The sequence below is a fragment of the Thermosipho melanesiensis BI429 genome (genome assembly GCF_000016905.1).
Classification (GTDB): domain Bacteria; phylum Thermotogota; class Thermotogae; order Thermotogales; family Fervidobacteriaceae; genus Thermosipho; species Thermosipho melanesiensis.
In genome coordinates, this window is the sequence record NC_009616.1 from 957,102 (window position 1) to 968,217 (window position 11,116).

Genomic DNA, 11,116 nt, shown 5'->3' on the forward strand with positions numbered 1-11,116 from the left:
TTGAAAAAAATTATATCCATTGTCATTGTTTTATTTGCTTCTTTTTTGCTTTCTGAGAAAATATATATTAATACATTTGACAATACCATTATATTAAATGGTAAAATTTATTCCTTTTTTGGAAAAGCTAATCCATTCAGGGGAAAAGTGGTAACATACTTTAGAAGTCCCAATGTGGAAGGTGTAAGTATTCCAGGAGATCTACTTGTATTAGGGGATGGACAAACAGTTGGTGAGAGTGGCACCATAAAGGTATCCAGGGATGTTTTTGATACGTTGAAAACTATGTATGAACTTTCCAAAGACCTTCAATTTGTAATTGATGAATTTCCAATTGAAGTTTACGGAGATAAGATAGTTGTAAAAAAAATAACGCCTAAAGAAAAAGTTGAAGAATATCTCAGATTATTTGTAAGAAAATTTGAACTTTCCGATTTGGAATTTTATCTTGGAGAGTATACTATTACCCCGCAACCTCCAAAGATAAACATAATTACGTTTTCTTTTCCAGATTTCGGTTTTTATATGGTAAATGTTGAGGATATAGGAAAAGTTCAAACAAAAGTTTACTTAGATGGTGAGTTATCTTTATCATTATCTTTTTTGCCTCCAGGAACGCATACTATTTTTGTTTATGCAAAAGATGCTCTTGATAATGAATCTTCTTTGACAAAATTGATATTTATTCCAAAGTCCAGGGTTACTTTTATAGAAAAAAAGGAAGAATATTACTCTCAAACAGAATTTGGAAAATTAACGTTTATTGGAAATAAAAATTTTTATCAGATAACTCCTTTAGATGCCACTATTACGACGATATTTGTAAACGACACATTAGCTCCAAAGATTGAGTTAGGTATAAATAGGTTGTTTAACAATTATTACGAATTGAAGGTAAAGTGTTATGATTACAATAAAACAAAGACTATTGTAAAGGTAAACAATGAAGAAAAAAATGGTACTATTTTAAGGTTTAATTTTGGAAAAAATATATTGGCGATTTATTGTGAAGATACGTTGAAAAATAATTCGTTGAAATTTAAAACAATTTGGGTTTATGATAATATGAAAAATTCACTTGAATTTTTTGATCAAAAAAGATGGTTTAATATAGGTGGAATAATGATAAAATCTCCTTTTATTAGGTCATGGATCAATCCTAATCAAAAAAGGAGGATATATGAAGATAGGAATTTTGTCATCAACATTTTTAAATAAGATATTACCGTGGTTTATAATTCTAGCGTTGGTTTCTGTTTTTTTTAGGTTGCTTCCTGATCTTACGTTTATGGGAGTAAAAGTTGTTTTTGAAGATTCAAAAGAAGTATATTTTTTTGATGGAAAAATATTACCACCTAAAGATGCAAAGTATGTTATATTAAAAGACGCAACTGAAATTGTAATGGATGTAGATGAACTGAAAGGTAAAAAATTTGGGATATTGGAATTTAATATGTCATATTATGTTGCACAAAGCTTTGCGGAAAATTTAGATAATGTAATAAACGTGCATTATATAAAACCGGAAGAGTTGGAAAATTATAACAAAGATACACTTTTTAGAAGACTTTGGCGTTCTGTAATTGAAAGAAGCATAGATCTCATTGTTTTACCGAAAACCCCTTTAACAATGAAAGTTGCGAGTACATTTGAAAAATATTTTGGAATTTCTGAACCAATTTCTTATATTCCAAAATTAGAAAAATTAAAGTATGTCTATTTAATAATACTAGTTGTGTTTGTCTTTCATTTTTTTCCATATGTGCTTTTTTTGATCCCTTTACTTTATTTTTCATATAGTTATTTTGTTTCTGCAGTGAGTATTGTTGGGACAATTTTTATCTTTAAGAGGTTAAATAATAATATATTGCGATTTTTTTCTTACTATTCTCTAGGTATATTTACCAATCTATCGTTATATGATTTCGAACATTTAAATAACATAAATGTATATCGTGGCGTGAAATTATCTTTAATTCTACTTCCTGCAATTTTGTTGACAGAGTTAGTTATAACTCAAAAGAGTGAGTTTAAGAAACATATTAAGGTATTTTTGCCTATATTCACTATTTTTGGAATGTATTATATAATTAGAAGTGGAAATTATGGATTTGTGTTAAATTTTGAAAGGCATATAAGGGAAGTGTTGGAAAATGTTTTTATAATAAGACCTAGGACAAAGGAATTATTATTTTATCCGTTTTTATTCTTATCTACATATGTTGATAATATGTTTTATAAGAAAGTGTTTCAGTTGTTAGGAAGTATCGCACTTATATCTACTTTCAATACTTTTTGCCATATTAGAGCTCCAATGTTTATAAATGCCTACAGAGAATTGATAACACTATGTGTTTCCCTTATCGTTTTCTTTGCGATTTTTTCTATCATTAGATTGGAAAGGAGTGTTTTAAATGAGAAAAACGCGAATAGTATCCACAATAGGGCCAGCTACTGAATCTGAGGAAATGCTTGAAAAACTTATTAAAGCAGGAGTTAATGTATTTAGATTAAATTCTTCTCATGATGATTTAGAAACACACAGAATTAGAATTAAAAGGTTAAAGAAACTTAGGGAAAAATTAAATGCGGTTTTTGCAATATTAATTGATTTGTCAGGACCAAAGATTAGGACGGGAAAATTGAAAAAGGAATATATTACATTAAAAGAAGATAGTATCATTGAAATTACAACGGAAGATGTACTAGGAGATGAAAAAGTCCTATCTGTAAATTACATGAGATTTCCATTTGAAGTAAAAAAAGGGGATAAAGTTTTGATTAATGATGGTGCAATTGAACTGGAGGTTTTGGGAACAAAAGATAATATAGTAGAGGCCAAAGTAGTTAGAGGGGGTAAAATAACTCACCATAGAGGTGTTAACCTTCCAGGTGTTGATTTATCAATATCTGCAATAACTGAAAAAGATAAGGAATTCATAAGACTTGCTATAGAAGAGAATATAGATTTTATTGCACTTTCTTTTGTTAGAAAACCAGAAGATGTTAAACTTGCAAAGTCTTTAAGTAATGGAATACCAATTATTGCAAAAATTGAAACAGCACAAGCTTTGGAATATTTACAAGAAATTATATTAGAATCAGATGGGGTTATGGTAGCAAGGGGAGATTTAGGTGTCGAAATACCTCTTTCTAAGGTTCCAATTGTTCAAAAGCAGATTATTGAAATAGCAAATAGATTTGCAAAACCAGTTATTACAGCAACTCAAATGCTTGAAAGTATGATAAAAAAACCAACACCAACAAGGGCAGAAGTATCTGATATTGCCAATGCAATACTTGATGGGACAGATGCTATAATGCTTTCTGCGGAAACTTCCATTGGAAATTATCCAATAGAGGCGGTAAATGTAATGAATGAGGTTGCTCAAAATACGGAAAAGTTTATACTTGATTACGAATCTATAGAATTAGAATGGATAAGAAGCTATTATATTTCTGAGGATATAGAAGCGGCAATATCACATGCGGTTTACAATTTATCAAAAGATGTTGATGCCAGGCTTATAATAACCGCAACGGGTACTGGTAGAACGGCTATAAACGTTGCGAGATTAAGACCAAGTGTTCCAATAATGGCTGCCACTCCAAATGTTTCTACGCTATACAAATTAAGTCTTGTATGGGGGGTAATGCCTGTACTTATTAACCAAACTCTCTCCACGGATGAAATGATTAACGAAGTAATGAAAAAAGCAAAAGAATTAGATTTGGCTAAGAAAGGGAATAGAGTAATAATTACTGCGGGTATTCCTTGGGGGAAACCAGGCACAACAAATACTTTACAAATTCAGGAAATTATTTAGTAAGTGATATATGTGTAAAAGATTTTTAAAAAATACTATATGTATTGACAATTAATTCATTTGTGTTAATATATTTAAGTGTGAAGTGTGGCCCCATAGGATAACGGCTAGTCCATCGGATTCTCAGTCCGAAGGTCGGGGTTCGATTCCCCGTGGGGCTGCCAGAAGCCCCAGTAGTTCAACGGATAGAACGGCGGATTCCTAATCCGCAAATGGGGGTTCGATTCCTCCCTGGGGCACCACGAAAGAGGGCCGTTAGCTCAACAGGTAGAGCACCTGACTCTTAATCAGGGGGCTGTGGGTTCGAGTCCCACACGGCCCACCAGGATGTTTTGAAGAGGAAGCGCCCGCTTCCCACCCCAAGCAAAAGTGCGAAGGGGTAGATAGAGCAGGAAATTATATTTGAGGTTAGAAGGAAAATATATGTCGGCGGGCGTTTTTACTCGCCGATAATTTTTTTAGGAGGGATGTATTATCGATAAGATTATAAAAAATGAAGAGATTAAGGCATCTGAGGTAAGGGTAGTAGGGCAGGATGGAAAACAACTTGGAATAATGCCGATTGATAAGGCACTTGAGCTTGCCTACTCGCAAAAACTAGACCTTATTTTAGTTGCTCCGAATGCAAAACCACCTGTTGCTAAAATAATGGATTATGGAAAGTATAAATATGAGCTTTCAAAGAAAGAGAAAAAAGCAAAGAAAAATCAAAAAATAATCGAAGTTAAACAGATGAAGTTTAGAATAAAGATAGATGAACATGATTATCAAACTAAGGTAAAACATATAAAGAGGTTTATTGAGTCCGGAAACAAAGTAAGAGTTGTAATAATGTTTAGGGGAAGAGAACTTGCCTTTGCGGATAAAGGAAAAGAAATCCTAGATAGAATAAAAGAAGATTTAAGAGATATTGCAGTTGTAGAAAAGCAACCAAAATTAGAAGGAAGAGACATGTGGATGATGTTAAAACCTAAAAATTGAGGAGGGAAAATATGGCAAAAAATAAGATGAAAACTCACAAATCTGCCGCAAAAAGATTTCGAGTTACAAAAAACGGAAAGATTATTAGAAGACACGCATATGCTTGGCATAAAACCGGTAAAAAAAGAAGATCTACTTTGAGAAAATTGAAGTTAGAAACAGAAGTTTCCGCAGTTGATAAAGATAGAGTTTTGAGGCTTTTAGGTAAAAAATAAAAAAGGACTTGAAGGGAGGATATAGAGATGCGTGTAAAAAATGCAGTTAATGCAAAGAAAAAAAGAAAAAAAATAATGAAAGCGGTAAAAGGATATCGTGGAGCATTAAGTAGAAGATACAGACTAGCAAAACAAGCATATATAAAGGCAAAAAAACATGCGTATGTGGGTAGAAAACTCAAGAAAAGAGATTATAGAAAACTTTGGATTACAAGAATAAATATTGCAGCACGTAATGAAGGGTTGAAATACAACGAACTTATTCACGGTCTAAAGATTTCTGGAATTAATATTAATAGAAAGATGTTGGCTGAACTTGCTGTTAATGATCCCGAATCTTTCAAAGAATATGTGAATATTGCTAAACAAGCAATTGGAAAATAAAACCACTCACTCTTCTGGATTCCCACCTCGGTGCCGAAATGGTCGGATGGGTTTGAAGGAAGGGGAGGTAAAACCAAATAGGAGGTGGCGTTTGTGGCGGTTGTTACCATGAAACAGTTATTGGAAGCCGGAGTACATTTTGGACATAGGACACAAAGATGGAATCCAAAAATGAAGGAATACATTTTTGGTGCTAGAAAAGGTATCTATATAATAGATCTTCAAAAGACGTCAAAACTTCTTGAAGAAGCGTATAACTTTGTTAGAGATAAAGCAGCAGAAGGTGGAACGATCTTGTTTGTGGGAACAAAAAAACAAGCACAACAAGTAATTAAACAGGAAGCAGAAAGGTGTGGCGCTTTTTACGTAAACCACAGGTGGTTAGGTGGTCTTTTGACAAATTTCCAAACAATTAGAAAAAGAATTGACAAATTAATTGAACTTGAGGAAATGGAAGCCAATGGAGAATTTGATAACCTTCCAAAGAAAGAGCAAAGTAGACTTAGAAGAATTTTGGATAAACTAAGGAAAAACCTTGGTGGTTTAAAAGAAATGGATAGAATACCAGATGTAATATATATTGTTGATCCAAGAAAAGAAAGAAATGCAGTGTATGAAGCGAATTTGTTAAAAATTCCAACCGTTTCGATAGTTGATACCAACTGTGATCCTGATGAAATTGATTATATTATTCCAGGAAATGATGATGCGATAAGGGCGATCCAACTTATTACTTCAAAGATAGCTGATGCATATCTTGAGGGAAAAGAGGGGGTTTCATACCAAGAAGAACCCCAAGAACAAAAAGAGGAAAATTCTGAGGAAATTTTTGATATTGAAGATGAGGAAGAAAGTGAGGAAATATAAGCCCCCAAAAGTTGGGGGCTTTTTTTGGAGGTTATTTAGTATGTTTATAGCATTTGAAGGAATAGATGGTTCTGGAAAAAGTACGCAACTTGTTCTTTTGGAGAAATATTTAATAAATAGAGGAAAAAAAGTAATAAAAGTTAGAGAACCAGGCGGGACTATTTTAGGTGAAAAAATTAGAGATTTGCTTTTAAACTTTAATATGAATAAAAGAAGTGAACTTTTATTGTTTCTTGCCTCGCGAGCACAATTAGTTGAAGAGGTTATAAGGCCTTCTATTGAAAAGGGATATTTTGTTTTGGCGGATAGATTTTCAGATTCAAGTATTGCATATCAGGGAGGAGCAAGAAATTTAGGAAAAGATTTAGTTGAGAAATTAAATATTTTTGCAACAAATGGGATTTTTCCAGATATTGTGTTTTTTATAGATATTCCCGTTCAAATGGCGGTAAGGAGAATGAAAGAAAAGGAAAAAGATAGAATTGAGAAAGAAGGAGAGGACTTTTTAGAAAAGGTAAGAACTACGTACCTCCATATTGCAAAAAGTAGAAAAAACTTTTTTGTGATTGATGGTACAAAAGATGTGGATTATGTATTTTCTCAAATAAAAAGGATAATAGATACTATGTTAGATCATTGACATGTATTTTTCCAAGATATTTCTTGCTAAGTCTACCAAAGTTTGTATCATCCATCCACCAAGAAATAGCAATGTTAGGAATAGAACTATTATTCTTGGTGCAAAAGTTAAAGTTTGTTCATTTATTTGTGTTGCGGCTTGAAAAATACTTATTAAAAGTCCAACGAGTAAACTTATCAATAAAGGTGGTAGAATAACCGTAAGAAGTGTTTTTATTCCCAAACCAAATACATCTAAAAAGACTTCTATAGTCAATATTATCCTCCCCCAAAACTTTTAATTAAACTACCTATTAATATGTCCCAACCGTTAACTAATACGAATAATAGTATTTTAAATGGTAATGAAACCAAAACAGGTGGAATCATTATCATTCCCAAGGACAATAGAATACTTGCAACAACCATATCCATTACTATGAATGGTATATAGAGTAAGATCCCCATTTTGAAACCTATTTCAAGTTCTCCTATTACAAAAGCAGGAATTAAAATAGAATTAGGTGTATCTTCTATGTTGTCGATTTGCTTTTTCACATTTTCTGCTAGTATGTAGATGTTATCTTCGTTGTGATGTATTTTTATTTCCGTTAACATAAATGTTCTCAGTCTGTCCATGCTTCTAGAAAACATTTCCTCGTACCCTATTTCTGAATTTAAATATGGAGTTATAGCGTTGTTATATATATCATTCCACACGGGCTGCATTATAAAAAATGTTAAAAACAACGCTAATCCAATCAAAATTTGGTTTGGTGGAGTTTGTCTTGTTCCAAGAGCATTTCTAACGAACGAAAATACAACTATAATTCTTGTGAATGATGTAAACAAAATTAAGATGCTTGGAGCCAATGATAAGACTGTTAATAATAGTAATATTTCAAGGGTGTTTACTAAATCTCTTGGTTGTTGATTTGGAGTTATTTGCAGAGAAATACCAGGAAGTGGTATTTCTTCTTGTGGAAAACTCAAAAATGAAACTAATAGTAAGGAAATTATAAGTATCTTTCTCACTTTTTTTCACCTTTTTTTACTATGTTCTTAAAAAATTCAAACTTGAAATCTTTCGTTTCAAAATCTCCAGATTCTAAAGAGTCAAATTTTTTAATAACTTCTCCACCATTTTCCGTTACTAAGAGAGCGTAATATTCATCCACAATCCTTACTATTACTATATATGAATTTCTTGTAATAAATTTTCTTTCAATTACAGAAACAAAACGACCCCCGATGTTTCGGGGGGCTTTATTTTTTACCAAAAGATATGTAACAAGCATTATAATGGTAAAGATTAATAGAGAAATGGAAAAACCAACTATTGATGAAATAATTTTTCCCCCTATCCAGAAACCTTTTGAATAGCTTCAATTACCCTTGCCGCTTGGAATGGCTTTACTATGAAATCCTTTGCCCCCGCTTGAATAGCTTCAATTACCATAGCTTGTTGTCCCATAGCACTACATACAATTATCGTTGCATTTGGATCTATTTTTTTTATTTCCTTAATTGCTTCTATTCCGTTCATTTCTGGCATAGTTATATCCATTGTAACAATATCGGGTTTTAATTCTTTGTATTTTTCAACAGCTTCTTTACCGTTGGCTGCTTCCCCTACTACTTCATGTCCTGCTTTTGTAATGATATCCTTTAACATCATTCTCATAAAGGCTGCGTCATCAACCACCAAAATCTTCTTTCCCATTGTCTTATACCTCCTCTATACCAATTATTTCATTTAAAATTTCTTCAATATCTAAGTATACCACAAGTCTTTCACCTTTTTTAATAAGACCTTTAGCTTTTTTTCCATATGTATCTACATCCCTAAATGATTGATCTATTTCTTCATGTGACGTTCTCAATACTCCTTTAACGTTTTCTACCAAAAAACCAACTTCAATATCCCTGATTTTTGTAATTATTATTTTTCTAAACTCCACACTATCAATGTTTTGACAAATACCACCTAAGATTTTTTTAAGGTTTACAACTGGAATTATCCGTCCTCTAAGGTTAATTACTCCTTCAATTACTTCTTTTGATTTTGGGACAGGTGTTATTTCATCTTTATCAATAACTATTTCCACAAAATCTACATCAAAACTCATTTCTTGATTACAAACATTAAAGCTTAAAACCTCAAATTCTGTTTCTACACTCATTTTTTTCACCTCACTCCACCAAGTTTAAGGTGTCAATTATTAATGCAATGCTTCCATCACCTAATGTTGCTCCGCCACTGAATTCCTTGACATCTGTGAACAATTTACCTAGCGATTTAATAACAATATCTTCCTGCCCTATTAAACTATCGACTGCAATTCCGTACTTTCTATTTGCTACTTTTACAACTACAACGTTTAGTTCATCAAATTCGTTGCTATGCTCTAGATTTAAAACATCCCAAAGTTTAATTATTGGAATTACCTCTCCTCTTCTTACAATTACCTCTTTATTTTGCACCATTTGAATTTCATTTGGTAGTACAATCAAAGTACTGTCTATAACTGATATGGGGATTGCGTATATTAAATTATTTACTTTTACAAGCAATGCTTGTATAATTGCAAGGGTTAAAGGTAATTTGATTATAACCTTTGTCCCAATTCCTTTTTGTGATTCTATGTGAACAGTTCCGTTGAGTGATTCTACGGTGTTTTTTACAACGTCCATTCCTACTCCTCTACCGGAAAGTTCGCTAACTTGGTCTTTAGTTGAAAAACCTGGCATAAATAAGAATTCAAATATCTTTTCATCTGGTAAATTGGAAGCTTTTATTTCATCAACTAACCCCTTTTCAATTGCCTTTTTTAATATTTTTTCTCTGTCTAATCCTTTTCCATCGTCCTCTACTTCAATAACTACATTATTCCCTTCGTGTCTTGCAGATAAAATCAAAGTTCCCACAGGGGGTTTCCCCCTTGCGATTCTTTCCTCTTTGGTTTCTATTCCATGATCTATTGCATTCCTAATTAAATGTACCAAAGGATCTCCTATTTCTTCGACAAATGTTCTATCTAATTCTGTATCTTCACCTTTCATTACAAAATTAATTTCTTTTCCTAGACTTTTTGAAATATCTCTAACCATTCTTGGAAATCTGTTAAATACATAGGATATTGGAACCATTCTTACCTTCATAACAATGTTTTGTAGATCAAGAGTTATTCTACTAAGTTGTGCAAGTGATTCATCCACTTCTTTAATGTTGTATTTCTTTAGGATATCCATTATTCTACTTCTTGCAATAACGAGCTCTCCCATAAGGTTCATCAAAGTATCTAGTTTTTCAATATCTACCCTTACTGTTTGCGTGATTTTCATTTTCCTTTTCTTCGTATCTTTTTCTTCTTTTCTTTCATCTGCTTTTTCTTGTTTTATTTCTTTCTTTTTTTCTTTTACGTCTACCTTTTTAACTATAACTTTTTCAACTTCTGAAACTGATGCAAGTTTTTCCTGTAATTTTAAAGGTTCTACTTTGGCAAGCACATACAATTCTACTTCTCTATCAAATTTTTCATTTTCAATATCTTCAACACTTGGTATACTTTTTATAACCTCTCCGCCAAGTTCTTCTATTCCATGAAATACCATGTACATCCTTGCAGATTTAAGTTGGACACCTTCAGATAGGATTACCTTGCTGTATATAAGATCATAACCTTTTTTCTTTGCTTCTTTTACAACGTGAATTAATGCTTCATCAGTTTCGTATATATAATCTTCCGATTCTTCTTTCTTCTCCACTTTTTCTTCTATTTTTTCCTCTGCTTTTTGAACATTTCCTGGCTTTTTTTCCGATGTTACTACTTCCCCTTGTGCAAGTTTTTCAAATATTTCAACTAATCCACTTACATCTTCTTCTATTTCTTCGGAGCCTTCTTTTGAAATTTTTTCTAACATCTTTTCTATTAAATCCAAACCATTAAACAGATAATCCAGTTTATCTGAGTCTATATTTACCTTTCCAGATCTTGCTGAATCAAGGAAATTTTCCATTCTATGACACAATTTTGCCATGTTTTCAAATCCCATAGTTCCTGCCATACCTTTCAAAGTGTGGAGTGCCCTAAAAGCTATATTTATATATTCCATATCGTCAGGATTTTTTTCTAGATCTAAAAGAGCATCATTTAGTTGTTGTATGTACTCTCTACCTTCGTCAATAAAAACACTTAAATATTCTTCAAATGACATATATGT

At 32.2% G+C, this 11,116-nt stretch carries 14 protein-coding genes and 3 tRNA genes; 11 read left to right on the forward strand and 6 right to left on the reverse strand.

Annotated elements, in window-relative coordinates; genetic code table 11:
- The 11 genes from TMEL_RS04785 (at position 1) to tmk (ending at position 6,914) form a co-directional block, all read left to right on the forward strand.
- Positions 1-1,218 carry a hypothetical protein gene (locus tag TMEL_RS04785; RefSeq protein ID WP_012057142.1) on the forward strand — a complete coding sequence of 406 codons (1,218 nt, stop codon included), beginning with the start codon at positions 1-3 and terminating at the stop codon, positions 1,216-1,218.
- On the forward strand, positions 1,181-2,458 hold the full coding sequence (locus tag TMEL_RS04790; RefSeq protein ID WP_012057143.1) for a DUF5693 family protein: 1,278 nt from the start codon (positions 1,181-1,183) through the stop codon (positions 2,456-2,458). The genes TMEL_RS04785 and TMEL_RS04790 overlap by 38 nt, the downstream gene beginning before the upstream one ends.
- Entirely contained in the window at positions 2,415-3,827 is a 1,413-nt protein-coding gene (pyk, locus tag TMEL_RS04795) for a pyruvate kinase (protein WP_012057144.1), read from the forward strand. The genes TMEL_RS04790 and pyk overlap by 44 nt, the downstream gene beginning before the upstream one ends.
- Positions 3,828-3,916: 89 nt before the next feature.
- A tRNA-Glu gene (locus TMEL_RS04800) sits at positions 3,917-3,991 on the forward strand.
- 3 nt (positions 3,992-3,994) lie between these two features.
- Positions 3,995-4,069 (forward strand) — tRNA-Arg (locus TMEL_RS04805).
- A 7-nt stretch (positions 4,070-4,076) separates the two neighbouring features.
- A tRNA-Lys gene (locus TMEL_RS04810) sits at positions 4,077-4,152 on the forward strand.
- Positions 4,153-4,313: 161 nt separating this feature from the next.
- Entirely contained in the window at positions 4,314-4,808 is a 495-nt protein-coding gene (infC, locus tag TMEL_RS04815) for a translation initiation factor IF-3 (protein ID WP_041425996.1), read from the forward strand.
- Positions 4,809-4,819: 11 nt separating this feature from the next.
- A complete protein-coding gene (gene rpmI, locus TMEL_RS04820) occupies positions 4,820-5,023 on the forward strand; it encodes a 50S ribosomal protein L35 (protein ID WP_041425997.1) in 204 nt (67 codons plus the stop codon).
- Positions 5,024-5,050: 27 nt separating this feature from the next.
- Positions 5,051-5,407, forward strand: coding sequence for a 50S ribosomal protein L20 (gene rplT, locus TMEL_RS04825; RefSeq protein WP_012057147.1), 357 nt, complete (start codon positions 5,051-5,053; stop codon positions 5,405-5,407).
- 93 nt (positions 5,408-5,500) lie between these two features.
- Complete coding sequence (gene rpsB / locus TMEL_RS04830) at positions 5,501-6,274, forward strand: 30S ribosomal protein S2 (RefSeq protein ID WP_012057148.1); 774 nt, start codon at positions 5,501-5,503, stop codon at positions 6,272-6,274.
- A 40-nt stretch (positions 6,275-6,314) separates the two neighbouring features.
- On the forward strand, positions 6,315-6,914 hold the full coding sequence (gene tmk / locus TMEL_RS04835) for a dTMP kinase (protein ID WP_012057149.1): 600 nt from the start codon (positions 6,315-6,317) through the stop codon (positions 6,912-6,914).
- On the opposite strand, the gene fliQ is transcribed toward tmk, so the two are convergent.
- The 6 genes from fliQ to TMEL_RS04865 all read right to left on the reverse strand — a co-directional run bounded on the left by fliQ (position 6,903) and on the right by TMEL_RS04865 (position 11,110).
- Complete coding sequence (gene fliQ / locus TMEL_RS04840) at positions 6,903-7,169, reverse strand: flagellar biosynthesis protein FliQ (RefSeq protein ID WP_012057150.1); 267 nt, start codon at positions 7,167-7,169, stop codon at positions 6,903-6,905. The genes tmk and fliQ overlap by 12 nt on opposite strands.
- A gap of 2 nt (positions 7,170-7,171) precedes the next feature.
- Positions 7,172-7,927, reverse strand: coding sequence for a flagellar type III secretion system pore protein FliP (gene fliP, locus TMEL_RS04845; protein WP_012057151.1), 756 nt, complete (start codon positions 7,925-7,927; stop codon positions 7,172-7,174).
- A complete protein-coding gene (locus tag TMEL_RS04850) occupies positions 7,924-8,190 on the reverse strand; it encodes a flagellar biosynthetic protein FliO (protein ID WP_012057152.1) in 267 nt (88 codons plus the stop codon). Before TMEL_RS04850 ends, fliP begins: the two co-directional genes overlap by 4 nt.
- 62 nt (positions 8,191-8,252) lie before the next feature.
- Positions 8,253-8,615: a chemotaxis protein CheY gene (cheY, locus tag TMEL_RS04855; RefSeq protein ID WP_012057153.1), complete on the reverse strand. Its 363-nt coding sequence runs from the start codon at positions 8,613-8,615 to the stop codon at positions 8,253-8,255.
- Between the two features lie 4 nt (positions 8,616-8,619).
- A complete protein-coding gene (locus TMEL_RS04860) occupies positions 8,620-9,075 on the reverse strand; it encodes a chemotaxis protein CheW (protein WP_012057154.1) in 456 nt (151 codons plus the stop codon).
- A 10-nt stretch (positions 9,076-9,085) separates the two neighbouring features.
- On the reverse strand, positions 9,086-11,110 hold the full coding sequence (locus TMEL_RS04865; protein WP_012057155.1) for a chemotaxis protein CheA: 2,025 nt from the start codon (positions 11,108-11,110) through the stop codon (positions 9,086-9,088).
- Positions 11,111-11,116 lie beyond the last annotated feature (6 nt).